Source organism: Thioalkalivibrio sp. ALE25, assembly GCF_000377285.1.
Taxonomy (GTDB): domain Bacteria; phylum Pseudomonadota; class Gammaproteobacteria; order Ectothiorhodospirales; family Ectothiorhodospiraceae; genus Thioalkalivibrio.
Window position 1 is genome coordinate 96560 of the sequence record NZ_KB897933.1, and the last position, 25611, is coordinate 122170.

Consider the following 25611-nt stretch of genomic DNA (forward strand, 5'->3'; position numbering starts at 1 on the left):
ATGGTTTCGCCATGCAAATCCCCTATCTCGAGAAGATCCTGACGGCGCGCGTCTACGACGTGGCCCGAGAGACACCCCTGGACTCGATGCCGACCCTGTCGCAGCGCCTGGGCTCGACGCTCTGGCTCAAGCGCGAGGACCTGCAGCCGGTGTTCTCGTTCAAGCTGCGCGGCGCCTACAACAAGATCGCCCAGTTGACCCCGGAACAGCGCGCCAAGGGCGTGGTGGCGGCCTCCGCGGGCAATCATGCCCAGGGGGTCGCGCTGGGGGCGAACCACCTCGGCATCAAGGCCGTGATCGTGATGCCGGTGACCACGCCCTCGATCAAGATCGCCGCGGTGCGTCGTTTCGGCGGCAAGGCCGTACTCCACGGGGATTCCTTCGACGAGGCCGCCGCCCACGCCCGCGAGCTGGAAGCCAAGCACGGCTACACTTTCATCCATCCGTTCGACGACCCCGACGTGATTGCCGGGCAGGGCACGGTGGCCATGGAGCTGCTGCGTCAGCATCCGGGCGAACTCGATGCTGTGTTCGTCTGTATCGGAGGCGGTGGGCTCGCCGCTGGCATGGCGGCCTATATCAAGCGCCTGCGCCCGGAGATCAAGGTCATTGGCGTGGAGCCGGACGACGCGCCCTCGATGTACAAGGCGCTGCAGCAGAACCGCCGGGTCAACCTCAAGCAGGTCGGTATCTTTGCCGACGGCGCGGCGGTGCGCCAGGTCGGCAAGGAGACCTTCCGCCTGTGCCGCGATCTGGTCGACGAGGTCCTGCTGGTGGATACCGACTCCATCTGTGCGGCGATCAAGGATGTCTTCGACGATACCCGCGTGGTCGCCGAGCCGGCCGGTGCCCTGGCGGTGGCCGGTATGAAACAGTACCTCCAGCGCGAGGGCGTGCAGGGCGGAAACTTCGCCGCGGTCTTAAGCGGCGCCAACATCAATTTCGACCGGCTGCGCCATGTGGCCGAACGCGCCGAGATCGGCGAGCATCGCGAGGCCCTGTTCGCGGTCACCATCCCGGAGCGCCCGGGGAGTTTCCGCCAGTTTTGCCAGGCTATCGGCAAGCGCGGGATCACCGAGTTCAACTACCGCTATGCTGACGACGAGCACGCGCAGGTGTTCGCCGGGATCAAGCTGGAGGGCGGTGATCGCGAGCGCCGGGAGATCCTGGAGGCCCTGGAGGGGGCGGAGTACGAGGTGCTCGATATGACCGAGAACGAGGTCGCCAAGCTGCACCTGCGGCATATGGTCGGCGGCCATGGGGGCGAGGTCCGCAACGAGCGGATCTATCGCTTCGAGTTTCCGGAGCGTCCCGGGGCGCTGCTGAATTTCCTGACCCATATGGGGCAGACCTGGAATATCAGTCTGTTCCATTACCGCAATCATGGGGCGGCCTACGGGCGTGTGCTGGTCGGTATGCAGATCCCGTCCGAGGATCGGGCCCGGTTCCGCGAGTTCCTGAAGGAGGTCGGGTATCCGTGGCACGAGGAGACCGGCAACCCGGCCTACTCCCTCTTCCTCCGCTGACCGCATCTCACCAGGCGCTTGTTCGTCAGCGCAGGCAGCTTCGTCGTCTGGCCGCCTGCCTTGCTGTGGCTGGTCCTGGTTCGTCCTCCGGTGTTTACGGTGCCGTCGGTCCGCAACCTGCCGATTTTTGGCTAGGCCTGGTTCGTCCTCTGGTGTTTACGGTGCCTTCGGTCCACGTACTGCCGAGCGCTGACTCGCCAGCGCGCCCCGAGGTCCTTCTTTGCTCGTGCAAAGAAGTACCCAAGAAACACGCCCGACTGCCGCGACCCCGGCCCGCTGCGCGGGCCGGGGTTTCCCTCGCTCCGAGGCTTTTCGCGGGCGGCGCTGAACTCGCTGCGCTCAGACATCCAGCGCCTTTTCCCCGCGAAAATCCTCTCCACTCGGCGCGACGACAACGGGGGGCTCAAGGTCAAGACAACGGCCGTCCCGATGGTATTGCCAGTGGATGAAGGCTGGGTCTTCCGACATCCTGGGCACGCTCGGCCTTTGGCCGTTGCGTGCCGCGCCCGCAAGCGGGCGCCGGGGGGCTGTCGGACGGCAAGGCCGTTGTTGTGTCGTGGGGCTGGAATACCTTCTGTCTTGACCTTCCTCTCCCGTATGGAGCCCCTTGCGGAAGGGCTCTCGGGCCGGGAGAAGGCGCTGGATGTCTGAGCGAAGCGCAGCGCAGCGAGTTCAGCGCCGCCGGCCCGAGAGCCCTGGAGCAAGGTCCCCGGGCGAAATCCGGGTGCCCTTCTTTGGGTCCTTTCTTGGGCAAGCAAGAAAGGACCTCGCGGCGCGCTGGCGAGTCAGCGCCGGGCAGTACGTGGACCGAAGCCACCGTAAACACCGAAGGATGAACCAGGACCAGCCACCACGAGGCAAGCGGTCAGGCTGAAGGGCGTGTCCCCAGAGGGTGGTGACGCGCGGCCGCGCGCCGCTCAGGCGGGGCAGGGCGTCTGCCAGGTGGTGACGCGGGCCGGGTCGCCGTCGGTGTGATCGAGGCGGGCAAGCGTCATGCAGTTGCCCCAGACGCAGCCACTGTCCAGCGCCAGCCAGTCCGCCCCCACCCGGTGGCCCAGCGCGGCCCAGTGTCCGAACACGATCGGGTGCCCGGCGGCGGCTCGTTCCGGCATCCGGAACCAGGGCCGGAGATCAGAGGGCGCTTCCTCGGGCGGGCCATTGCCGGCGAACTCCAGGCCGCCGTCCGCGGTGAGATAGCGCATGCGGGTACAGGCATTGATGGTGTAGCGCAGGCGCTCGTATCCGTCGAGATCGGGGCTCCAGTGGCTGGGTTCGTCGCCGTACATGACCTCGAACAGCGCGTGGCGTCGTGCCGGGTCGCGCAGCTCGGCCTCCACGCGCCGGGTCTCGCGCGCGGCCGTGTCCGGGTCCCAGGCGGGCGGGAGTCCGGCATGCACCAGGGTCCAGCCGCTGGCGGTGTCGCGGTGCAGCAACGGGCGCTGGGCCAGCCAGTCGAGCAGGTCCGCGGCATCCGGGGCATCCAGCACCGGGCGCAGGGTGTCCTTGCCACCGGGCGTGCGGACGCCCTGTGCGGTGGCGAGCAGGTGGAGGTCGTGGTTGCCGAGGACCGTCGTGGCAGCATCGCCCAGGTCCATGACCCGGCGCAGGCAGCCCAGCGAGTCCGGGCCGCGGTTGACCAGGTCGCCGACCAGCCACAGGTGGTCCTCCGCCGGATCGAACCGCACCTGTTCCAGGAGTCGATCCAGCGGGTCCAGACAGCCTTGGAGATCCCCAACGGCGTACAGCGCCATCGTTCCGCCCGGCCTAGTGCAGGGTGCGCGGGACGGAGAGGGTGAACGGCGGGATCGGCGCGTCGAAGGTGTTGCCGCGTTCGTCGCGCATGCCGTAGGAGCCCTCCATGGTGCCGACCGGGGTCTCGATGACCGTGCCGCTGGTGTATTCGAAGCTGTCGCCGGGCGCGATGCTCGGCTGTTCGCCGACCACCCCCTCGCCACGGACCTCCTGCGTCTGGTCGCGGCCGTCGCGGATGATCCAGTGGCGGTTGAGCAGTTGCACGGTCAGCGCGCCGGCGTTGCGAATGACCACGTGATAGGCGAACACGTAGCGGTCGTCATCCGGCTCGGACTGGTCCTCCACGTAGGCGGTGGACACCTCGATCTCGATGGTATGGGCTTCGGCGTCGTGCTCTTGGGGCGGGTTCATGCGGTTATGGCTCCAGGTTTGAGCGGGAGACCCGGCATCAGGGGGTCGCGGACCGGCTGGCGCAGACGGCGGCGCCCAGCAGGCCCGGTTCGGGGTGCATGATAAGGGCCACGGGCAATTGCTCAAGCAAGTGGGTCATCGGTGGGCGATTCCGGAAGGCACAGCGAAAGCGCGGGCCACGGAAGGCGTCGACCCAGCGGGGCGCGATTCCGCCGGCCAGGTAAATGCCGCCGGTGGGGAGCGCGGTCAGGGCCATGTCGGCCAGCTGTCCGGCATACAGCCCGACGAAGCGGTCGATCACGTTCTCGGCGGCCGGGTGGCCCGCCCGGGCCAGTTCGCCGATAGCGGCTGCCGGGTCCCGCGCGGCAAGGGCCTCCGCCAGCTCGGGATCCGCTTGCCGGTCGAGCTCGAACTGGCCGATGCGGGCGATCCCGCGCCCGCTCAGCAGGTGTTCGCGCGTGCAGTAGCCCAGTTCGCGGCTTACGAAATCGCCCAGCGCGGCCTCTTCGGGCCCGGCGGGCGAGAAGCGCGCGTGTCCGCCCTCGCCGGGATAGATGGCGGGCCGGCCGGGCGGACCCACCAGACAGGTGCCCAGCCCGGTGCCGGCCCCCGCGACCAGGCGCAGGCCCGCCGGATCGGGTGTCGCGTGCTGGAGGGTCTCGCAGTCGCCGGGTTGCAGCGCGTCGAGGCTCGCGCCGATGGCGGCGAAGTCGTTGAGGAGCGTGACCGGCATACCCAGGCGTTCGCCGAGGCTGGCGGCCTCCAGGGCGGGCCAGTCCAGGTTGGTCACGCGTGCCCGGCCCTGATGGACCGGGCCGGCCACCGCGAGTCCGGCGGCGGCGAACGTATCCACTGTGGCGTATTCGTGGCGCCAGTGCTCAAGGATGCTGGCGAGGTCCGGATGCTCGCGGCTCGGGTAGCGTTGCGCCTCGTGCAGGGACCAGCCATCCGCCTCGCGGCGGGCGCGCGCGACACGGGTGTTGGTTCCGCCGACATCGGCAACGATCAGGTCCATGGGTTCATGGTAGCGGATCGTGGTGACCGGTGGCTCAGTGCGCGCCTGCGTGGATCTGCCGGGCCAGGGCCTCGAACCCGCTGATGTCGACGTTCTCCGGCCGTTCCCCGGGGTCCAGCCCGGCGGCCTCCAGGTCCGCGATCGTGGCCAGACCGGACAGCCCGCGGCGCAGCGTCTTGCGGCGGCTGGAAAAGGCCTGGTTCACCACCCGCGCGAAGGTCGGGTACAGCGCCGGTGCGACCCGCGGCTCGGCCAGGGGCGTGATGCGCACCACGCTGGAGTAGACCTTGGGCGGCGGGTGAAAGGCCCCGGGCGGCACCGTGAACAGGGCCGTGGCCGAGGCCCGGGCGGCCAGCATGACGGTCAGGCGGCCGTAGCGCTTGCTGCCGGGCGCGGCGGTCATGCGTTCCACCACCTCGCGCTGCAGCAGGAAGTGCATGTCGCGGATTGCGCCGACCTGTTCGAGGAGATGGAACATCAGCGGGGTGGAGATGTTGTAGGGCAGGTTGCCGACCACGCGCCAGCCGCGTTCGGGCAGGGGGCCGAGATCGGCCAGCCGCATGTCCAGGGCGTCGCCCACGTGCAGGTCCAGGCGCTCCGGAGGGAAACCGGCGCGCAGCCCGGCGGCCAGGTCGCGGTCGATCTCCACGGCGACCAGATGGTCCAGGCGCTCCAGCAGCGCCGCGGTCAAGGCGCCGCGGCCGGGCCCGATCTCGAGTACGGCGTCTCCCGGCTGCGGGTCGATCGCCGCGACAATGCGCGCGAGGATGCCGGCATCGTGCAGGAAGTTCTGGCCGAAGCGCTTGCGGATCGGCGACGAGGTCTTGAGGCGGGTCATGTCCCCGAGATGCTCCTGCTGGCGGCGGCACGGGCCGCGGCACGGGCCGCGAGGGTTTCCGCCAGACGTTCGGCGGCCTGGAAGCTGCCGACCTCCGCGCGCCCGGTGCCGGCCAGGTCCAGTGCGGTGCCGTGATCCACCGAGGTGCGGATGAAGGGCAGGCCCAGGGTCACGTTGATGGCCCCGCCAAAGCCGGCGTGCTTGAGGACCGGCAGGCCCTGATCGTGATACATGGCCAGCACCGCGTCGACGCCTTCGAGCGCGCGCGGGGTGAACGCGGTGTCGGCCGGGAGTGGGCCGCGCAGATGCATGCCGGCCTCTCGCAGGCGATCCAGGGTCGGGGTGATGATCTCGATCTCCTCGCGTCCGAGGACGCCGTCCTCGCCGGCGTGCGGGTTCAGGCCGCAGACCGCGATCACGGGTTCGTCGATGCCGAAGTCACGGCGCAGGTCGTGGTGCAGCACGCGGGTCACGGCCTCCAGGCGTTCGGCCGTGATGGCGTCGGGGACCGCGCGCAGGGGCAGATGGGTGGTCACCAGCGCGACTCGCAGCGTCTCGGTGGCCAGCATCATCACCGGCGTCGGTGCCCCGGCGCGTTCGGCCAGCCACTCGGTGTGACCACTGAAGGCGATACCGGCGCGGTTGATCACGCCCTTGTGGACCGGGCCGGTGACCATGGCCTCGAAGGTGCCGTCCAGGCAGCCGTCGGCGGCTCTGGCCAGCAGGGCCAGTACGTGTTCGGCGTTGGCGGGGTTCAGGGTGCCGGCGACCACCGGGGCGGCGACCGGTACCGGCAGGATCTCCAGGGTGTGGGCCGGGGTGGGCTCGCGCGGGCGTTGCGGGTCGAAGGGCACCAGGCGCAGGGACTCGCCCAGCTGGCGGGCGCGCGCCTCCAGCACGTCAGGATCAGCGATGGCGACGCGCTGCGCCTGGCCGCGCTGCCGCGCCATGGCGATCAGCAGATCGGGCCCGATCCCGGCGGGATCGCCGGCGGTCAGGGCCAGGCGCGGGACCGGGTGGGCCCCGCGCGGATCAGGAGCCGAAGCCGTCGACCCGGTATTCGACATAGGCCTCGTCCCGCAGGCGGCGCAGCCACAGCTCGAGCTCTTCGTCGCGCTTGCGGTTCTGCAGGATCTCGCGGGCGCGGGCCCGGATCTGTTCGCGCGAGGTGTCCACCTCGCGGCGCTCCAGGACCTCGATGATGTGCCAGCCGAACTGGCTCTCCACCGGCTCGCTGACCACGCCCGGTTCCAGCGCCTGCATGGCTTCCTCGAAGGCGGGAACCAGTTCGCCCGGGCTGACCCACCCGAGGGTGCCGCCCTGGGCGGCCGAGCCGGGGTCGTCGGAGTTGGCGCGGGCGAGGTCCTCGAAGCTGGCGCCCTCGCGGATGCGGTTATACAGGGACTGCGCCTGGCGGCGCGCGTCCTCGTCGCTGCGCACCTGGTCCGGGCTGATCAGGATGTGGCGTACCCGGGTCTGCTGCACGCGGGTCTGGTCACCGCCCTCGCGGTCCAGCAGCTTCATGATGTGGAAACCGCTGGGGGAGCGCAGGATATCGCTGACCTCGCCGGTGCGCATCAGCACGGCCTCGCGGGCGAACACGGTGGGGATCTCGCCGGCGGAACGCCAGCCCAGATCGCCGCCGTCCAGGGCCTGCGGCCCTTCGGATTCGCTGATGGCGACGGTGGCGAAGTCCTCGCCCTCGCGCACGCGGTCGCGCAGCGACTCGGCCTTTTGGCGCGCCTCGGCGATCTGCCGGGCGTCGGCGCCCTGGGGCAGGGCGACCATGATCTGGGCGATGCGATAGCGCACGCCGCGGTCAATGGCGCCACTCTCGGAGGCGATGAGGTCGGCGATCTCCTGGTCGGAGACGCGGACGCGCTGGTCGACCTGGCGGCGCTGCAGCTGGTTGACGGTCAGCTCGTGGCGGATCTGCTCGCGAAAGGCGTTGAAGTCCACGCCGTCCTGCATCAGAGCCTGGCGCAGCTGCGGCAGGGTCATGCGGTTCTCGCGGGCGATGTTCTCCATCGCGCGGTTCAGGGTCATCTCGTCGATGTTGATGCCGACGCGCTCGGCCTCCTGCAGCTGCACGCGCTCGACGATCAGGCGCTCCATGACCTGACGCGCCAGGGTGTCCTGGTCGGGCGGACGGTTGCCGCGCTCGATCATCTGCTGGGCGACCAGGTTCATGCGCTCCACCAGCTCGCGCTGGGTGATCACGTCGTCGCCCACCACCGCCAGGATGCGGTCGGTGAAGCGGTCGCCCTCGGGCGTGATGGGCGCCGCCGGGGTACCGCCGTCACGGGCGGCCCCGGGCGTGACCGGTGCCTCGACCGCGCCCTGCGAGAGCCCGCCGGGTGCCGACCCGGGCGTCTGGGCCATGGCCGGCAGGCCGAGGCCGTAGACCAGGACGGCCAGCAGGGGCAGCAGGGTGCGGACCCCGCCGCGGCGTTGTTCAGGGACGTGCGTCATATCCGGCAATACCCTCGCGCAATAGCGAATCCACGCCGGAATCGAACCTTGCCAGGCCGTCCAGCGTGAGTTGGAAGTAGATCGAGTTGTCGTAGGTCTCGTCGAAGCTGTACGCGCGGCGCGCCACCACGCGGATACCATAGCAGCAACTACGATACTGAAGCCCGGCCAGAAGTTCGAGGTCGCGTTCTTCCTGCAGGCTGTAGTTCCAGCGGCCGATCGCGTCGATGCGATCGGTGACCGGCCACATCACGGAGACGTCGGTCTGGTCGATGGAGCGGGCGCCGGCCTCGCGCTGGCGGTAGCCGACGTTGATCCGCGCGCGCTCGGAGGGGTGGTAGCCGACCGAGACCGCGGCCAGGGTGGTTTCGCGCGCGTCCTCGTTGTAGAGGATGGAGCCGCGGCCGCTCCAGGCATCGCCGATGCGCACGCGACCTTCCAGGGCCAGGTCCGAACGCGATTCTGTCAGCGGACCGTCCCGCTCCCGGTCGCGCCGAACCTCGCGGTCCTCGAGGTAGTGGATCTGACCGGCGGACAGGCTCAGGCGCTCGCGCCCGGTCTGCTGGTCGAGGATGCGGGTGGTCAGGGCGGTGGTCACCTGATGGGTATCGCCCACGCGGTCGGCGCCGATGAAACGGTCCAGGCTGAACAGGTTGTCGAAGCTGAAGTCGGCCTCGCCGGTGTCGAAGATCGGGATGTCGTCCTGGTCCCGGTAGGGCACGTAGCCGTAGAAGATGCGTGGCTCCAGGGTCTGCAGGCGGCGGCCGCTGGCGATGGAACGTTCGAAGATCAGCCCGGTGTCGATCGAGGCGCGCGGTACCGTCCGGCTGATCGATTCCGGACCGCTGGTCTGGTCGCGGCGATCCAGTTCGTAGCGGGTATGGCGGACACCGGCGGCGGGTTCGAAGAAGAAGCCGCCGGTGTCATGGCGCCAGCGCACCTCGGGATTCAGGTCGAGGCGGGTACCCACGGGGCGCCCGGACTGGTCCTCGCTGCGCTCGAAGCGCACCAGTTCGGTATCCAGACCCCAGGAGAGGCCGTGGCCCAGGTATTCCCCGGCCTCCAGCGTGATCTGCGGCAGCCGCTGGTAGGGCTCGCCGGCGGCGCTCAGCTCGGGGTCGACGATCTGGTAGTCCTCGATGCGGGTGCGCAGGCGATAGGCTGGCTGGTTCCAGGTCAGGTCGGCGGATCGGCGCAGATAGGGTGTGGCGCCCTCGTAGCGGTCCGAGTTGCCGAAGTCGAAGAAGTATTCCCGGTCGGAGACATCCGCGGCGTCGACGCGCAGGTTCAGATTGGAGGTGATGCGGGTCTGGTGGCGCCACTGGGCGAAGTGGCGGTCTTCGCCGGTCTCGCGGTCGTCCGGCAGGTAGCGCACGTCGAGTACGCCATTGTGCCGGGGCTGGAGGTAGCGGAACTCGGTGCCGAGCATGACGCCGCGATCGGCCATGATGCGGGGCGTGAAGGTCGCGTCGTAGTTGGGCGCGATGTTCCAGTACCAGGGCGTCGCGAGATCGAAGCCGGTGCGGCCGCCGGTGCCCGCGCTGGGCAGCAGGAAGCCGCTCTTGCGGCGGTCGTCCAGCGGGAAGTTGATATACGGGGTGTAGGCGATGGGTACACCCTTGAAGCGGATGGTCGCATTGCGGGCCACGCCCACGCCGGTCTCGCGATCGAGCTCCAGATCCCGGGTGCGCAGCCACCAGGAATCGTTGCCGACCGGGCAGGTGGTGTATTCGGCCTCCTCGAAGTCGTGACGGTGCGGGGCGTGATGGACGCCCAGGGCGGCACTGCCCCGGGCCGGGATGGACTGCACCAGGAAGTCGATCCTGCGGAACTCGCCGGTCTCCGCGTCCAGGCGGTATTCCCCGCCCTCGGTGTGCAGCAGCAGGTCGCCGTCGAACAGGCGGGTGTCACCTTCGGTTCGGGCGGTGCCGGTGGCGCGGTCGTATTCGAGGAATTCGGTGTCCAGGCGCTGTCCGCCTTCGAACAGCTGGACGTTGCCCGAGGCCGAGATGCGTTCGCCGTCCCGGCGCACCTGGTCGGCGTCGATCTCGGTGAGGCCGCCCTCGAGGGTGCGCAGCTCGGGCCACTCGACCCCCGGGGCGAACTCGCATCCCGGGGGGCGCTCCTCCGCGGGCAGCGCGAGCGGGAGCAGCGCCGCGGTCACCAGGCCGATCCCGCACGCGACCGGCCGCGCGATCGGGCGATGGCGCGGCGGGGGGTTGGCGGGCCGGCGGCTCATCCCGACGTCAGGACAGCAGCTGGCGGATCTCGTCGAAGATCAGCTCGATGTCGCGGGTGCCGTTGATGTGCTTGAGCAGACCGTGGCGATCGTAGTACTCGATCAGCGGCCGGGTCTGCTCCTCGTAGACCTTGAGGCGATTGACCACGGTTTCCTCGTTGTCGTCCGCGCGGTGGATCAGATCGCCGCCGCACAGGTCGCACACGCCTTCCTTCTGTGGCGGGAAGGTATGGGTATTGAAGACCGCGCCGCAGTCCCCGCAGGACACGCGGCCGGTCAGGCGCTGCTTGAGCTCCTCGAACGGGACGTCGATCTGGATCGCGCGATCCAGCGGCGACTCGATGTCGGCCAGCATGGCGTCCAGCGCCTCGGCCTGGGCGACATTGCGCGGGAAGCCGTCGAGGATGAAGCCCTTCTGCGCATCGGGTTCCTGCAGGCGATCGCGGATCAGGCCCAGGACCAGATCATCCGGGACCAGATTGCCGGATTCCATCGCGTTCTCGACCTGCTTGCCGAGTTCGGTCCGGGCCGCGACCGCGGCGCGCAGCAGGTCGCCGGTGGAGATCTGGGGGATGCCGAAGGTGGCGACCATCTTCTTGGCCTGGGTGCCCTTGCCGGACCCCGGTGCGCCCATCAGGACGATACGCATAGCTGACTCCTGCCGGGTGCCGTACCGGACCGCAGGACTAGCCGGGAACGGGACGGCACGGTGATTGCGGTGGTGAAACGGGCAGCCGGCCCGGGGCGAGGGCGGGCCGCAAACCGTTTCCCGAGCGCGGTCTTATACCGCCTGAGGCCGATGCGCCGCAACCGCGCGCGGCCGTTCGAGTCTCCCTGATGCGACTGTTGATGGGTGCCCTTGCGGGGTGTCTCCCCTGTATAATCCCCCGCTCTTCAAAGCAATCGGAAACTACTCAAGCATGGACCTCAACCAGATCGAAGCCGGCAAGGATCTCCCCAACGACATCAACGTGGTGATCGAGATCCCCACCCAGGGTCAGCCCGTGAAGTACGAGATGGACAAGGACAGCGGGGCTCTGGTGGTCGATCGCTTTATGGCGGTCGCGATGTTCTATCCGTGCAACTACGGATTCATCCCGAACACGGAGTCGGAAGACAACGACCCGGTGGACGTGCTGGTGATCACCCCGGTGCCGCTGCTGCCGGGCTCGGTTGTGCGCTCGCGCCCGATCGGCATGCTGAAGATGACCGACGAGGCCGGGGTAGACGCGAAGATCCTGGCAGTGCCGGTGGACAAGCTGTGCACGCAGTCCGCGCGGTTCCAGAGCCCGGACGACGTGCCGAAGGAGCTCCTGGACTCGATCAAGCACTTCTTCGAACGCTACAAGGAGCTGGAGAAGGGCAAGTGGGTCAAGGTGGAAGGCTGGGTTGGCGCCGACGAAGCCAAGGCGGAGATTGTTGCCAGCTACAAGCGTTACCAGAAGAGCAAGATCTGACGCCGCGCCCCGCTGCATGCAGCGGTCGGTCAGCGCCGCGCCGTCCCGCAGGGGCGGTGCGGCGTTTGCGTGCGCGGGCCACGGACCTGGTCGTGACGCCGTGACCCGCTGAGATGGCCGAGCGCGATGCCTACGGCGAGGAACAGCAGGACCGCGAGCGCTTTGTCGTGCGCATCCTGCTGGCACTGGTCATCCTGGCCGCCATCCTGCTGGCGCTGGGCTGGCGGCTCTCGGGGCTGCAAGTCGGCGCGCACTCGCATTTCACCACTCTCTCCGAGAACAACCGGTTACGGGTCGAGCCGATCGCCCCTACCCGGGGCGTGATTCGCGACCGCAATGGCATCCTGCTGGCGGGCAACCGGGCGTCCTACCAGTTGGAGATCACGGTCGAGCAGGCCGGTAATCTGGATTCCCTGCTGAGCCGCCTGCGCGGCTATCTGGAACTGAGCGAGGCCGATATCGAGCGCTTCCACCGCGGAGTTCGGCAGCGGCGCCCGTTCCAGCCGGTGCTGTTGAAGGCCGGGCTGGATGACGAGACTGTGGCCCGTATCGCGGTCTCGCGCCACGAGTTGCCGGGGGTCGAGATCGAGGCCCGTCCGCTGCGTTTCTATCCCCTGGGTTCCAAATTCTCGCACGCGGTCGGTTATGTCGGGCGCATCAACCAGCAGGATCTGCGCCGGGTGGACGGGCGGGCCTATGCCGGGACCTCGCATATCGGCAAGAGCGGGGTCGAACGCTACTACGAGGAGTTGCTGCACGGCCGGCCAGGCTATCGCCAGGTGGAGGTGAACGCCCAGGGGCGGGTGATCCGCGAGCTGTCGGTGACCCCGCCGCAGCCGGGCACGGACCTGACCCTGACCCTGGATGTGAACCTGCAGCAGGCGGCCTACCGGGCGCTGGCGGGGCGGGATGGCGCGATCGTGGCCATCGATCCGAATAACGGCGAGGTGCTGGCGCTGGTCAGCGCCCCCGGTTTTGATCCCGAGGCCTTTGTCCACGGAATCTCGCAGGCCGATTTCGCCGCGGTGCGCGATGACAAGCGCCGGCCGCTGTTCAATCGTGCCCTGAGCGGGCAGTACCCGCCGGGCTCGACGGTCAAGCCACTGGTCGCGCTGGCAGCCCTCGACGAAGATGTTACGACCGCCGAGCGCGAGATGTTCGCACGCGGGTACTACCAGCTCCCGGGGCATGAACGTCGCTATCGTGACTGGCGCCGCGAGGGCCATGGCCGGGTGGACATGTCGCGCGCGATCGCGGTGTCGTCGGATGTCTACTTCTACGATCTGGCCCACACCATGGGCATCGATCGCATGGTGCCCATTCTTGGCGCCTTCGGGGTCGGTCAGCGCACCGGGATCGATTCCACCGGCGAGCGAGCGGGGATCCTGCCCAGCCGCGACTGGAAGCGGGCCACCCACAACGAGGTATGGTTCCCGGGGGAGACCCTGATCACCGCGATCGGCCAGGGGTACATGCTGTCCACGCCTCTGCAGATGGCCGACTTTACGGCGGCGCTGGCCACGCGCGGTGTGCGCTATCAGCCGCACCTGCTGCGCGCCATGGACAACGGGACCGGGGAGCCGGAGTATCCGCTACCGGTGACGCGCGAGCCGGTGGTCGTGGACGACCAGCACTGGGATGCGATCCACGGCTCGCTGGTGGAGGCGGTGCATGCCCGCCACGGGACCGCCTGGGGCAGCGTGGGCAGTACCCGCCCGGCCTACACCATTGCCGGCAAGACCGGCACTTCGCAGGTGTTCAGCCTCGGCGAGGATGAAGAGTACGACGAAGAGGAGCTGGCCCGGCGTCTGTGGGACCACGCCCTGTTCGTGGGCTATGCCCCGGCAGAGGATCCGCAGATCGCGGTGGCGGTCCTGGTCGAGCACGGAGGATCCGGTGGCCGAGTGGCCGCACCGGTGGCGCGCGAAGTGATGGATGCCTATCTGCTGGAAGGGTCGGGCATGACTCTGCCGGAGGACGAATGATCAGCGTAACCGGCCGTGAGATGTCCGTCAGCCAGTGGGTGCTGCGCAGCCTGCGCCTGGACAGTGTGCTGCTGGTCCTGCTGTCGATCCTGCTGCTGCTCGGGCTCGCCGTTCTGTTCAGCGCCTCCGGGCAGAGCGTGGTGGCCGTGGAACGGCAACTGATGCGCATCGGCCTGGGCGTGGCCGCGATGCTGCTGGTCGCGCAGGTATCACTGCACGGTCTGCGCGCGATCTCTCCGTGGTTGTTCGCGGCGGGCATCCTGCTGTTGCTGGCGGTGATGTGGGTCGGGGATGTCGGCAAGGGGGCCCAGCGCTGGCTGGACCTCGGTTTCATGCGTTTCCAGCCTTCGGAGATCATGAAGCTTGCCGTGCCGATGATGGTGGCCTGGTATCTCTCGCTGCGCAGTGGGCGGCCGCGTTTTCGCGATCTCCTCGTGACCGGCGTGCTGATCCTGGTGCCGGTGTATCTGATCATGCAGCAGCCGGACCTGGGGACCTCGATGCTGGTGGCGGCCGCCGGCGCACTGGTGGTGTTTCTCGCGGGGCTGGGCTGGCGCTGGTTCGTCGGCCTGGGCGTCGTGGTGGCGGCCGCCGTGCCCATCCTGTGGTCGCAGATGCTGGATTACCAGCGCCAGCGGGTACTCACGCTGTTCAACCCGGAATCCGATCCGCTGGGGGCCGGCTATCACATCATCCAGTCGAAGATCGCGATCGGGTCCGGGGGGTTGTACGGCAAGGGCTGGCTCAACGGGACCCAGTCGCAGCTGGAGTTCCTTCCGGAGCGCTCCACCGACTTTATTTTTGCGGTCTACGCCGAGGAATTCGGCTTTATTGGTGTCGCGCTCTTGCTGCTGCTGTATTTTGCGATTGTCGCCCGCGGGCTGTGGATCGCCGCGCTGGCGCAGGACCGCTATGCCCGGCTGCTGGGCGGGAGTATCAGCCTGACCTTCGCGGTCTATATGGTGGTCAATATCGGCATGGTGACCGGCCTGTTGCCGGTGGTCGGTGTGCCGCTGCCCCTGGTCAGTTACGGGGGAACGTCGCTGGTGACCCTGATGGTCGCCTTCGGTATTCTCATGAGCATAGCCTCCCAGAAACGCCTGGTGAATCGATGACCCTGACCCTGCGCCCCGTGTGGGCCCGTCTTGCCCGCCCACTCCTGATGCCGGTCGGGCTGACCCTGATCCTGGCGTTTGCCTCCCTTCCGGCCGCAGCGGCGAGCGAATTCCGCGCCGGTGACCCGCCGTATCTCGAGCGCGACGAGGTCCAGGCCTTCATCGACGAGCAGGTGGAGGCTGGCCGTGACCGCGAGGCCCTGGAGGCGATGTTCGCGGCGGCCGATCCGCAACAGCGCATCCTTGATCTGATCTCCAGCCCCGCCGAGGCAAGGCCGTGGAAGGATTACCGCCCGATTTTCATCACCGATGAGCGCATCGAGCGTGGGCGCGAGTTCATGCAGGAGCATGAGCGCTGGCTCCAGCGCGCCGCGGACCGCTTTGACGTCGAACCGAAGATCATTGCCGCCATCATCGGGGTCGAGACCTACTACGGCCGCAACACCGGTGGTTTCCGCGTGTTCGATGCTCTGGTGACTCTGGGCTTCGACTATCCGCCCCGGTCCGACTTCTTCCGCCGCGAGCTGGGCGAGTTCCTGACGCTGGTGGATGAAGAGGGCCTCGACCCGCGCGAGACCCGCGGCTCCTACGCCGGGGCCATGGGGCGTGGCCAGTTCATCTCGTCCAGCTATCGCCACTACGCGGTGGATTTCGATGGCTCCGGCCAGCGTGACCTGCTGAACTCCTGGCCGGATGCGATCGGGTCGGTGGCCAACTATTTCCGCGCGCACCACTGGAACTACGGCGAGCCGGTGGTGGCCAGGGCCCGGGTCGAGGGCGATGCCCACGAGGCGCTGATCAGCCGCAACTATCAGGCGCGCTTTGACCTCGAAGAACTGGCCGCACACGGGATCTACCCCGACGAGGCCGTGGACGAGGACGGCCAGTACTCGTTCATCCGCTTCGAGGGCGAGGATGGCTACGAGTACTATCTCGGGTATCCGAACTTCTACGTGATTACCCGCTACAACCGGAGCCCGCTGTATGCGATGGCCGTCCACCAGCTGGCCGAGGCGCTGGCCGAGTAAACCGCGCCGCGCGGGCGTCGGCGGGGCCGCGCTGGCGGCCTTGCTGGCGCTGGTCCTGGCGGGCTGTTCGTCCACCCCCGACCGCAAGGCCGACCCGGACCGCCCGCTGGGCGATGCCGCGTATGACAGCTACCCCGATCCTGCGGATGTGCCGCAGGATCTGGCGCTGATTCCGGAACCGGAGCCGCGTGACGAGCCGCCCAGCCGCTATGGCAATCCGTCCGAGTACGAGGTGTTCGGTCAGCGCTATCGCACGCTCAAGACCAGTGACGGCTTCGAGGAAGAGGGGTACGCGTCCTGGTATGGAACCAAGTTCCACGGACGGCGCACTTCCAGCGGCGAGCCCTACGACATGTACGCGATGACCGCGGCGCACAAGTCCCTGCCGCTGCCGAGCTTCGTCGAGGTCACCAACCTGGAAAACGGCAAACAGGTGATCGTACGGGTGAATGATCGCGGCCCGTTCGTGGACGGACGCATCATCGATCTCTCCTACGCCGCCGCCCATCGCATCGACATGACCGATGCCGGGGTCGCGCGCGTGCGCATCCGGGCGGTGGGGCCGGGCGACACGACGCCGGCCCGGGTGGCAGAGGCACCGGAGCCCGAGCCGCTCGAGGTGGCCGCCGCAGCTCAGCCGGACATCGCGCCCGAACCGCAGGACGCAGCGCCGGCCGCGGCCGGCGCCAATGGCGAGGCGGCGGGGCCCGGGCGTTTCGTCCAGGTCGGGGCGTTCGCCGAGCGCCATTCGGCCGAGCAGGTGCGCGAGGATCTGCGCGCGCTCGGCTTGGAGCCGGTGCGGATCTCCAGCGTCGAACGGGACAACGGGGCGCAACTGCACCGCGTGCGCATCGGCCCGCTGGCCGATGGCGACGCGGTCCGCACGATTACCGATCGCCTGCAGGGCGCGGCGCACGTGGACTACCGCGTAGTGACCGACGCGCCGTAAGCCCTCGTCCCCGGTATTTCCGGCCCGTACCGGGCCCCAATTCTGCTATCGTATTTCGGTCCTTCAGGAGGCCCTTCGCAATCATGAATTCGTCCGTCCGCACCCCGTTTCTGCCGCTGTTGGCGGCCTGCCTGCCGGTGATGCTGGCGCTCCTGCTGGCGCTGGTTCCGGCGCAGGCGCAGGAGTCGGAGCTGCCCGTGGCCGGCGCCGGCGCGAACGTGCCCGGTGGCATCCCGCGGCCGCCCTCGGACGTGACGGCGGCGAGCTATGCGCTGATGGACTTCGACTCCGGCCTGATGCTCGCCAGCCGCGATCCGCTGGTGGAGCGCGAGCCGGCCAGCCTGACCAAGCTGATGACGGCCTACGTGGTGTTTGGCGAAATCACCGATGGCCGCATGGCGCTGGACGACCAGGTTACGGTCAGCGAGCGTGCCTGGCGGACCGGTATGCGCGGGGCATCGCGCATGTTCATCGAGGTCGGCGAGGAGGTTGTGGTCGAGGATCTGCTGCGCGGGATGATCATCCAGTCCGGCAACGATGCCTCCACCGCGCTGGCCGAGCATGTTGCCGGTTCGGAGGGGGCGTTTGTCGACATGATGAACGCCCAGGCGCGCGAGCTGGGGATGCGCCAGTCCTACTTCGCCAACCCGCACGGACTGCCCTCCGACGAGTCGCAGTACACCACCGCCCAGGACATGGCATTGCTCGCCCGGGCGCTGATCCGCGACTTCCCGGATCTCTACGGCTACTACAGCGAACGTTCCTTCGAGTACAACGACATCTCGCAGAGCAACCGCAATATGCTGCTGTGGCGCGATGCCGGATTCGACGGCCTGAAGACCGGCTGGACCTCGAACGCGGGCTACAACCTGGTTTCGTCCGCCAAGCGTAACGACCGCCGGTTGGTGGCCGTGGTCATGGGGATCGAGGCGTCGGATCATCAGCAGGGCGGTACTCGCCGCGCCAACGAGTCCCAGGCGCTGGTGAACTGGGGGATGCGCTTCACCGCGACCCGCAAGCTGTTCGAGGGCGGGCACGAACTGGGGACCCCGCGGGTCTATCGCGGGGCGCAGACCGAAGTGGCCGTGGGCCTGGCGGAGGACTTCTGGGTCATGGTCCCGCCGGGGCGCGAGGACGATCTGGACGCCTCGATGGAGGTCAACCAGCCGCTGGAGGCCCCGCTGGCCGCGGGCGATCCGGTGGGCGAAGTCGTGGTGCGTCTGAACGGCGAGGTCCTCCGCACCCAGCCGCTGGTTGCGTTGCAGCCGGTGGAACAGGGCGGTCTGATCCGCCGCCTGTGGGATAGTGCGGCCCTGGGCATTCAGTCGGCCTGGCCATTCTGAGCCGTGTTTCGCCCGTGAGCATTGCCTATTACAACGGGGATTACCTGCCGCTGGACCAGGTGCGGATCTCGCCGCTGGACCGGGGCTTCCTGTTCGGAGACTCGGTATACGAGGTGATCCCCAGCTATTCCGGCGAGTTCTTCCTGCTCTCCGAGCACCTGGAGCGCCTGGCGCGATCCCTGGCGGCGATCCGCATCCGCAACCCGTTTGACCGCGAGGGGTGGCGTGCGCTTCTGATGGACTTGCTGGCGCGCAATGCCGACCCTGCGACGCCCGATCTCGGGGTCTACCTTCAGGTGACCCGTGGCGTGGCCCCGCGCGACCATGCCTTCCCGGTGGATGCGCCACCCACCGTCCTGGCGATGGTCAGCCCGATCCGGCCCCTCCCGGAGACCATCCGCGTGGACGGCGTGGCCGCCGTGACGGCCGAGGACCGCCGCTGGGGCCACTGCGATATCAAGGCCACCACCCTGCTGGCCAATGTGCTGAACCGCCAGGATGCGACCGAGCGGGGTGCCGTCGAGGCCGTGTTGTTGCGGGACGGGCAGTTGACCGAAGGCGCGGCCAGCAATGTCATCGTGGTCCTGGACGGGCGGGTGATCACCCCGCCGCTGGATGCATCGGTACTGCCGGGGGTCACCCGCTCGCGGGTGCTCGACCTGGCGCGCGAGCTGGGCTACCCGGTGGAGGAGCGCGGGGTCAGCGCCGACGAGCTGGCCCGGGCCGGGGAGGTCTGGCTCACCAGCTCGACCCGCGAGATCCTGCCGGTTACGCGGCTGGACGACCGCACCGTGGGTACAGGGCGCCCCGGACCGGTCTGGCAGGCCGTGCACGCCGCCTACCAGGCGGCCAAGCCCGGCGCAGCCGTGAGCGAACCCCTGCAGTCCGGAGGTGCGGCATGAGCGACCGCGAGAGCCTGATCGAGTTTCCCTGCCGTTTCCCGGTGAAGGTGATGGGCGATGCTCATCCGGAGCTGATGGAGGCGGTCGAGGACTGTGTCGCCGAACATCTGGATGCCGAGGATACGGTGATCGAGCAGCGCGCCTCGCGCGCCGGCCGTTTCGTCGGCATCACCATCACCTTTACCGCGACCAGCCAGGAGCAGCTGGACGCCTTCTATCGTTCCCTGGGCCGTTGCGACCGGGTGCGCATGATCCTGTGACCGACGCGCTCGTGCCCGGGCCGGTGGTCCGCCTGCTGGGTGTGCAGCCCTACGTCCCCGTCTGGCAGGCGATGCAGCTCCAGGCGCGGGAGCGCGATGCGGCCCGGCCGGATGCGTTCTGGTGCGTGGAGCATCCGCCCGTGTTTACCCAGGGCCGGAATGGCCGCCCCGAGCATCTGCTGGACCCCGGCGCGACGCCGGTGGTGGCGATCGATCGCGGCGGGCAGGTGACCTGGCATGGCCCCGGGCAACTGGTCATCTACACGCTGGTGGACCTGCCGCGACTGGGGATCGGGGTGCGGCGCCTGGTCGCGGGTCTGGAGCAGGCGGTGATCGACACGCTGGCGCAATGGGGGATCCTTGCGCAGCGTCGAGACAAGGCGCCGGGGGTGTATGTCGATGGCGCCAAGATTGCGGCGCTGGGGCTGCGGATACGGCATGGGCGCAGCATCCATGGGCTGGCGCTGAACATAGCCCCTAGTCTGGCACCGTTTCAGCGCATGAATCCCTGTGGCTATCCGGGGCTCGCCGCGACCTCCATGCAGCATCTGCTCGGTCCGCTGGACGGCAACCGGGTCCGGGAGCAGTTGCTTGCCCACCTCACCGCGCAGCTGTTTCCCGCTGAGGTTGCGCGCATGCGGCATGAACCTGCGTTGCCGCCCGAGTTGGTCCGCGTGCTTGCGCTGGGACGTTGTCCCACGCCCTGAGGCTTCCCCCTGGTTCGACCTCGAGTGTTTTCGGTGGCGCTGTCCGGCCGCCTGCCAAGATGTGGCTGGGCCTGGTTCGTCCTCTGGTGTTTACGGTGCCTCCGGTCCACGTACTGCCGTGCGCTGACTCGCCAGCGCGCCGCGAGGTCCTTCTTTGCTCGTGCAAAGAAGTACCCAAGAAACACGCCCGACTGCCGCGACCCCGGCCCGCTGTGCGGGCCGGGGTTTCCCTCGCTCCGAGGGTTTTCGCGGGCGGCGCCGAACTCGCTGCGCCTGCGGCTCCGCTCAGACATCCAGCGCCTCTAAATCAGAAAACTGTCCCGACGGTCTTGCCAGTGGATGAAGGCTAGGTCTTCGCACATCTTGGGCACGCTCGGCCTTCGGCCATAGCGTGCCGCGCCCGCGGTGCGGGCGCCGGGGGGTTCAGGCGGCGGGGCCGTTGTCGTGTCGTGGCGTTGGGATGCCTTCTGTTTTGACCTTCCCCTCCCGTATGGAGCCCCTTGCGGAAGGGTCCTCGGGCCGGAAGAAGGCGCTGGATGTCTGAGCGAAGCGCAGCGTAGCGAGTTCAGCGCCGCCGGCCCGAGGGCCCTGGAGCAAGGTTCCCGGGCGAAATCCGGGTGCCCTTCTTTGGGTCCTTTCTTGGGCAAGCAAGAAAGGACCTCGCGGCGCGCTGGCGAGTCAGCGCTCGGCAGTACGTGGACCGAAGGCACGTAAACACCGGAGGACGAACCAGGCCCAGCCACATCATGGCAGGCGGCCGGACGAAGCCATCGCAATCACCGGGGCTCGAAGCGCCAGCGCCAGCCTCGGGGCACGGGATGATGGCCCAGAGGCTGGAAACGGCAGGGCGGGTCAGGCGGTCTCGAGGCCCTGGGCCTGGAGGTCGGCGTGGTAGGAGGAGCGCACCATCGGGCCGCTGGCTACCTGCTTGAAGCCCATTTCGCGGGCACGCTCGCCGAGCTCGTCGAACTCCTCCGGCGACAGGAAGCGCGTTACCGGCAGGTGATGGCGCGACGGCTGCAGGTACTGGCCCAGGGTCAGCATGTCGCAGCCGTGCTCGCGCAGGTCGTGCAGGACCTCCAGCAACTCCTCGCGGGTCTCGCCCAGACCCAGCATCAGGCCGGATTTGGTCGGCACGCCGGGGTGCTGCTCGCGGAACTGCCGGAGCAGCTCGAGCGACCAGGCATAGTCGGCACCGGGGCGCGCCTCGCGGTACAGCCGCGGAACGGTCTCCAGGTTGTGGTTGAAGACGTCCGGCGGGGCCTGGTGCATGATCTCCAGCGCGCGGTCCATGCGTCCGCGGAAATCGGGCACCAGGATCTCGATCTTGGTGTTCGGGTTCAGGCTGCGCACCTCGCGGATGCAGTCCACGAAGTGGCCGGCGCCGCCGTCGCGCAGGTCGTCGCGGTCCACCGAGGTGATGACCACGTAGTTGAGGCCCAGCGCCTGGATGGTCTCGGCCAGATGGCGCGGCTCGTCGGCATCCAGTGCCTCCGGGCGGCCGTGGGCCACATCGCAGAACGGGCAGCGACGGGTGCAGATGTCGCCCATGATCATGAAGGTGGCAGTGCCGTGGGCGAAGCATTCGCCCAGGTTGGGGCAACTGGCCTCTTCGCAGACGGTGTGCAGCTTCTGTTCGCGCAGGATGCCCTTGATGCGCTGCACCTCGGGGCGGGCCTGACTCTGGGCGCGAATCCACTTGGGCTTGCGCTGCGGGCGCTCGGTGGGATTGATCTTGACCGGGATGCGCGCGACTTTGTCGGCGGCGCGCTGTTTCTCTCCGGGCTGGGGGCGGGTGCGTGTGTCCATGGACCTTCCCTGAATCTCTCGGGCGGCCGGTGTGTGGGCGGCCGACGTGGGGCGACTGGGCGGTACCGGGTCAGGCAACCTGACGAATCAGTTCCTCGACCTCCTGCCGCGCGGTCTCGATCGCGGGCAGGCTGCCATCCTCGTCGAGGATGAAGCCGAGCCGTTCCACGGCCCGCAGATCGGCGAGCGGGATGCGGTCGGCAAGCGGGTCGTCCTCGGCATCTCGCGGGCACGCGGCGCGTGCGATCCGCACGATGTCCGTCAGGACAGGGGCCTCGGGGTTCTCCGGGCCGCCGGAATCGCGAATGGCGTCAATGATATCGGATGACAGATCCCATTGCTGGGCAACCAGTTCGCCGATCAGGCCTTCGAGACGAAACAACACCCGTTCGACCTCTTCCGGCGTTCGGTCAGGGTGGGTGCGGGCGACCTCGGCGATCACCGGCAGGGCGCCCACCCGGTGCAGCAGTCCAGCCAGCAGGGCGGTCTGCGGATCGACTGCCTCGCACTGGTCGGCGAGCACGCAGCTGATGGCCGCGATGCGCGCGGAGCGGCGCCACAGACGTTCGAGGAGGTCGTGGTAGGGGCTGTCGCGATGGATGAAGACCTGGTGCATGGCCAGGGCCATCACCAGCTGGCGGGTGCGTTCGAGCCCCAGTCGGGCCACGGCATCCTGCAGGCGTGACACCTCGCGGCGGCTGCCCATGGCCGGGCTGTTGGCCACGCTCAACAGGCGCCCCGCGACGCTCGGATCTTCCTCGATGATGCGGGTGGCCTCGGCAATGGAGACGTCCGGATCTTTCAGGGCCTGCTGCAGGTGCAGCGCCACCTCGGGGAGCTGGGGCAGGGCCAGCTCGCCCGAGTAGGCATGCGTGTAGATGCTGCCGAACAGCTCGCCCTCGAGGTCGGACAGCTCGATCTCGCTGACCTCGACGCTGTCCTGCCCGCCGCCGTCGACCAGGGTCTCGTAGACCTTGCGGTCCAGCATCGCCAGGGTGGCGCGGGTCGCGGCGATCGCATGGCTGTGATAGTCGTGGGGTTCGAACAGCGGGTTGAGGGCCTCGCTGGAGTCCCCGTTGAGCATGACCGAGTTGCGCCCGCTGGCCAGGATCATCCGCCCCTCCAGCAGGAAGATCATGCTGCGGAATTCGTCGCGCGCATGCAGCTTGAACCCCGGATCCACCGTCATGGTGCGGGCATGCTGCAACAGCTTGTCGCGGGCGCGCTCGCTCAGTTCGGCGAACGGGCGCAGCTGTGGAAGGCGTTTTTCGATCACGGGGGTTCAGACGTTGAACATCGCGCGGAGTTCGGCCAGGTCCTCGGCGCGTTCCTCGAGGAACGCGATCGGTTCCCCCGGCGCCGGTGGCTCGATCCCGAGGACGCCGAAGGCGGCGACCTCGGCCGCATCGGGCACGGTTTCGCCCTCGGCGCGTCGGGCGGCCCATTCCGCGACCAGCGCGATGCTGGCGTAATCCGGTTCGCCGGCGCGATAGCCCCAGTCCCCGGCATGCTCCGCGACCGTGACCAGGTCGCCCCCGAGGTCCCAGTAGTTGATCACCAGGACACCGGCGAGGTTGCGCAGGCGCCGGACCAGCGACTGCACGCGCTCGGTGTCGGGGTGGTCCTCGCGCAGTTCCACGAACTGGATGATCGGGACCGCGCCGATCCCGGCGACCAGCCCGGCCAGCAGGGCGCGTTCGCGGTCCAGCAGCTTGAGCGAATCCGCGATCAGGTAGCTGTAGGCGGATTGCAGGGCGCCATGCTTCCAGCTGGCTTCCATGGCGTCGCGGGTGGAAGCGTGCTTGGCCTTGAACGCCTGGCGCAGCGCCATGTTCATCGCCAGCATGCGGGTGTTGCGAAAACCGAGGCGATTGACCGCGTCCCGCACGGACTGGATCTGTTTGGCGGCGCGGAACAGCGGGCTGTTGGTCGCGTGCAGCAACGCCCCGGCGATGGTGCCGTCACGCTGGATGACCTCGGTCAGCTTGTCGAGGTCGGCGTCCGGGTCGTTGGTCAGTTCCTGAATACGCAGCGCGATCTCCGGCATGGTCGGCAACTCCAGCCGGTTGCTGGTGATCAGGTCGTAGAGCTCGCCGAAGAAAGCGCCTTCGGTATCGTCCAGGTCGGTGTCATGCACGACCAGCGAAGCGCTGTGGGCCTTTTCGAGGGCCGCGGTCGGGATCTCCAGCATCTGGCAGGTCTTCTCGGTGATCAGGAAGTCCTGCTGGCCGATGTTCTGGTCGAACATCTGCAGCGGGCTGTCGGGGTCGGCCGCATCCAGGGTGATACGCGCCGGGCTGCCGCCGCTGACGCGGACCAGCTGGCCGCTTACCAGGAACAGGTAGCGGTCCTCGACCTCCTGCGGGCGCAGGCGCCGACCGGCGTCCAGCTCCCGTGCCAGGCAGGCCGAGGCGAGTTCGCTGCGGGCCTGGTCCGACAGGCCGGAGGTGAGGTCCAGGTCCTGAAGCAGGGTGTCGATGCTGGTGCTATCCATGGGGCGGTTCCCGGTCCGTGCTGTGCCAATCCATTCCCGCGTCGCGACGCCGCAGGAAGGGCAGCGGGGCGGGCGCGCGTGCGCGATCTAGTCAATGGACGCCAGTGTAGCATCCGATCCCGCCACAGGAACCGCCGCCGCGGCCCCGCGGCAGGCGAAGCGCGGCCGGTCGTCGTGGTCGATCAGGTCGTGGGATTGCAGGAAGCGGCGCGCGTCGGCGGCATCCTCGCGAAACCATGCGGCGGTGCTGCCCAGGCGGAAGCTGTAGCCCCAGGTGTCCATGTCCCGCATCAGCCGCTCGCGGCCGACGCCGGGCAGCTCGTCAGCCAGCAGGATCTGCAGGTAGCAGACACCGCATTCCTCGAGGTCGTCGCCGCCGGCATTGGTGTGCAGGGTGGCACGCCGCGTGGCGTCCATGCAGATCAGGTGTCCGGCCTCGTGCAGGGCCGAGTGGATCGGGGTGTCGGGGCGCACGTGGACCTCCAGGCCGATAATCCCGGCCTCGGGTTCGCCCCACCAGGTGCCGGGCAGCGGGTCCCGGGCCGGGTGTGTCACCAGACGCAGGCCGTAGCGCGCCAGCAGGTCCGCGAGGGCCTCCCGCAGGCCGGGGTCGCCGCAGGTCTGGATCGCGGAGGGGCTCATGCGTCTGGCCGACCGGGCAGGGCGCTGCTGTGCTTGCGGCTGCGCCGGGGGCACTCCTCGGGATGCTCGCGGCACCAGGCGTCGACGCGCTCGGCGAGGTCGTCCTGAAAGCACAGCAGGTAGAACCGGGCCTGTTCGCGGTTGACGATGGCCGGGCGTCCCAGGGTGTCGACTACCCCGGTGCGCAGGGCGGCGATGATCGCGTTGGCGGCCTTCTTCTGTGGCCAGGTGGTGATCTGCTCCCAGGCCTCGGGGGTGAAGTACAGGCGCAGCAGGTCGGGGCGGGTGGTCAGCAGCATGCGCGTGACGTTGCGCAGCGTGGTCTCCGCCTCGCCCCAGTCGTGGACCAGTCCGCCTTCCAGCAGGCGCTCGATCTCCTCGCGGCCCTTGGGTGACAGCATGGGCGGATGCGGTACGCCTCAGGCGTCCGGTGCGTCCTCCGGCGTGAAGGCGCGGATGGACAGCGCGTGCACCTCGCCGGAGTCGATCTGATCGCGCACGGTGGCGTAGACGGTCTGGTGCTTCTTGACCGCGTTCATGCCGGCGAACTGCGGGCTGACGACCAGGGCCTCGAATTTGCCCTCGCCCCCGGTGACCTCGACCTTCTGGGCCTCCGGCAGGCCGGCGCGGATGAGTTCGGCCACTTGGCTGGCTTCCATGATGAGTC

The 25611-nt window shown here is 68.7% G+C and carries 24 protein-coding genes; 10 read left to right on the forward strand and 14 right to left on the reverse strand.

What is annotated here, in order from left to right; genetic code table 11:
* The first annotated feature begins 11 nt into the window (after nucleotides 1-11).
* Nucleotides 12-1526: a threonine ammonia-lyase, biosynthetic gene (ilvA, locus tag C996_RS0109370; protein WP_018867190.1), complete on the forward strand. Its 1515-nt coding sequence runs from the start codon at nucleotides 12-14 to the stop codon at nucleotides 1524-1526.
* 917 nt (nucleotides 1527-2443) lie between these two features.
* Here ilvA and C996_RS0109375 read toward each other — a convergent pair.
* The 8 genes from C996_RS0109375 to C996_RS0109410 are packed head-to-tail and all read right to left on the reverse strand — an operon-like array spanning nucleotide 2444 to nucleotide 10902.
* The gene (locus C996_RS0109375) at nucleotides 2444-3277 is read right to left on the reverse strand and encodes a symmetrical bis(5'-nucleosyl)-tetraphosphatase (RefSeq protein WP_018867191.1); all 834 of its coding nucleotides are present in this window, start codon (nucleotides 3275-3277) and stop codon (nucleotides 2444-2446) included.
* 13 nt (nucleotides 3278-3290) lie between these two features.
* Nucleotides 3291-3689 carry a Co2+/Mg2+ efflux protein ApaG gene (gene apaG / locus C996_RS0109380; RefSeq protein WP_018867192.1) on the reverse strand — a complete coding sequence of 133 codons (399 nt, stop codon included), beginning with the start codon at nucleotides 3687-3689 and terminating at the stop codon, nucleotides 3291-3293.
* A 37-nt stretch (nucleotides 3690-3726) separates the two neighbouring features.
* Nucleotides 3727-4704, reverse strand: coding sequence for an ROK family protein (locus tag C996_RS0109385; RefSeq protein ID WP_018867193.1), 978 nt, complete (start codon nucleotides 4702-4704; stop codon nucleotides 3727-3729).
* Between the two features lie 34 nt (nucleotides 4705-4738).
* A complete protein-coding gene (rsmA, locus tag C996_RS0109390) occupies nucleotides 4739-5542 on the reverse strand; it encodes a 16S rRNA (adenine(1518)-N(6)/adenine(1519)-N(6))-dimethyltransferase RsmA (protein ID WP_018867194.1) in 804 nt (267 codons plus the stop codon).
* The gene (gene pdxA, locus C996_RS0109395; protein WP_018867195.1) at nucleotides 5539-6609 is read right to left on the reverse strand and encodes a 4-hydroxythreonine-4-phosphate dehydrogenase PdxA; all 1071 of its coding nucleotides are present in this window, start codon (nucleotides 6607-6609) and stop codon (nucleotides 5539-5541) included. The genes rsmA and pdxA overlap by 4 nt, the downstream gene beginning before the upstream one ends.
* The gene (locus C996_RS0109400; RefSeq protein WP_018867196.1) at nucleotides 6575-8014 is read right to left on the reverse strand and encodes a peptidylprolyl isomerase; all 1440 of its coding nucleotides are present in this window, start codon (nucleotides 8012-8014) and stop codon (nucleotides 6575-6577) included. The genes pdxA and C996_RS0109400 overlap by 35 nt, the downstream gene beginning before the upstream one ends.
* Entirely contained in the window at nucleotides 7998-10253 is a 2256-nt protein-coding gene (locus C996_RS0109405; RefSeq protein ID WP_018867197.1) for an LPS-assembly protein LptD, read from the reverse strand. The genes C996_RS0109400 and C996_RS0109405 overlap by 17 nt, the downstream gene beginning before the upstream one ends.
* A gap of 7 nt (nucleotides 10254-10260) precedes the next feature.
* Nucleotides 10261-10902, reverse strand: a complete 642-nt coding sequence (locus C996_RS0109410; protein ID WP_018867198.1) for an adenylate kinase — start codon at nucleotides 10900-10902, stop codon at nucleotides 10261-10263.
* A 271-nt stretch (nucleotides 10903-11173) separates the two neighbouring features.
* On the opposite strand from C996_RS0109410, the gene ppa reads away from it, so the two are divergent.
* The 9 genes from ppa to lipB all read left to right on the forward strand — a co-directional run bounded on the left by ppa (nucleotide 11174) and on the right by lipB (nucleotide 19999).
* Entirely contained in the window at nucleotides 11174-11710 is a 537-nt protein-coding gene (gene ppa, locus C996_RS0109415) for an inorganic diphosphatase (protein WP_018867199.1), read from the forward strand.
* Nucleotides 11711-11823: 113 nt separating this feature from the next.
* Nucleotides 11824-13695 carry a penicillin-binding protein 2 gene (mrdA, locus tag C996_RS0109420; RefSeq protein WP_018867200.1) on the forward strand — a complete coding sequence of 624 codons (1872 nt, stop codon included), beginning with the start codon at nucleotides 11824-11826 and terminating at the stop codon, nucleotides 13693-13695.
* On the forward strand, nucleotides 13692-14810 hold the full coding sequence (gene rodA / locus C996_RS0109425) for a rod shape-determining protein RodA (protein WP_018867201.1): 1119 nt from the start codon (nucleotides 13692-13694) through the stop codon (nucleotides 14808-14810). Before mrdA ends, rodA begins: the two co-directional genes overlap by 4 nt.
* Nucleotides 14807-15838 (forward strand): lytic murein transglycosylase B, encoded by a 1032-nt coding sequence (gene mltB, locus C996_RS0109430; protein ID WP_018867202.1) that lies wholly within the window; start codon nucleotides 14807-14809, stop codon nucleotides 15836-15838. The genes rodA and mltB overlap by 4 nt, the downstream gene beginning before the upstream one ends.
* A complete protein-coding gene (locus C996_RS0109435; RefSeq protein WP_018867203.1) occupies nucleotides 15795-16787 on the forward strand; it encodes a septal ring lytic transglycosylase RlpA family protein in 993 nt (330 codons plus the stop codon). Before mltB ends, C996_RS0109435 begins: the two co-directional genes overlap by 44 nt.
* A gap of 83 nt (nucleotides 16788-16870) precedes the next feature.
* The gene (locus C996_RS0109440; RefSeq protein ID WP_018867204.1) at nucleotides 16871-18130 is read left to right on the forward strand and encodes a D-alanyl-D-alanine carboxypeptidase family protein; all 1260 of its coding nucleotides are present in this window, start codon (nucleotides 16871-16873) and stop codon (nucleotides 18128-18130) included.
* A 14-nt stretch (nucleotides 18131-18144) separates the two neighbouring features.
* On the forward strand, nucleotides 18145-19032 hold the full coding sequence (locus C996_RS0109445; protein WP_018867205.1) for a D-amino acid aminotransferase: 888 nt from the start codon (nucleotides 18145-18147) through the stop codon (nucleotides 19030-19032).
* Entirely contained in the window at nucleotides 19029-19292 is a 264-nt protein-coding gene (locus C996_RS0109450; RefSeq protein WP_018867206.1) for a YbeD family protein, read from the forward strand. Before C996_RS0109445 ends, C996_RS0109450 begins: the two co-directional genes overlap by 4 nt.
* Nucleotides 19289-19999 (forward strand): lipoyl(octanoyl) transferase LipB, encoded by a 711-nt coding sequence (gene lipB / locus C996_RS0109455; RefSeq protein WP_018867207.1) that lies wholly within the window; start codon nucleotides 19289-19291, stop codon nucleotides 19997-19999. Before C996_RS0109450 ends, lipB begins: the two co-directional genes overlap by 4 nt.
* 852 nt (nucleotides 20000-20851) lie before the next feature.
* Here lipB and lipA read toward each other — a convergent pair.
* The 6 genes from lipA to C996_RS0109485 form a co-directional block, all read right to left on the reverse strand.
* Complete coding sequence (gene lipA, locus C996_RS0109460) at nucleotides 20852-21808, reverse strand: lipoyl synthase (RefSeq protein WP_018867208.1); 957 nt, start codon at nucleotides 21806-21808, stop codon at nucleotides 20852-20854.
* 70 nt (nucleotides 21809-21878) lie between these two features.
* Complete coding sequence (locus tag C996_RS0109465; protein ID WP_018867209.1) at nucleotides 21879-23084, reverse strand: HDOD domain-containing protein; 1206 nt, start codon at nucleotides 23082-23084, stop codon at nucleotides 21879-21881.
* Nucleotides 23085-23090: 6 nt separating this feature from the next.
* Entirely contained in the window at nucleotides 23091-24302 is a 1212-nt protein-coding gene (locus C996_RS0109470; protein ID WP_018867210.1) for an HDOD domain-containing protein, read from the reverse strand.
* 87 nt (nucleotides 24303-24389) lie between these two features.
* The gene (locus C996_RS0109475; protein ID WP_018867211.1) at nucleotides 24390-24944 is read right to left on the reverse strand and encodes a hypothetical protein; all 555 of its coding nucleotides are present in this window, start codon (nucleotides 24942-24944) and stop codon (nucleotides 24390-24392) included.
* A complete protein-coding gene (locus tag C996_RS0109480; RefSeq protein ID WP_018867212.1) occupies nucleotides 24941-25345 on the reverse strand; it encodes a hypothetical protein in 405 nt (134 codons plus the stop codon). The genes C996_RS0109475 and C996_RS0109480 overlap by 4 nt, the downstream gene beginning before the upstream one ends.
* Nucleotides 25346-25363: 18 nt before the next feature.
* A complete protein-coding gene (locus C996_RS0109485) occupies nucleotides 25364-25603 on the reverse strand; it encodes a BolA family protein (RefSeq protein ID WP_018867213.1) in 240 nt (79 codons plus the stop codon).
* Between the last annotated feature and the right edge of the window lie 8 nt (nucleotides 25604-25611).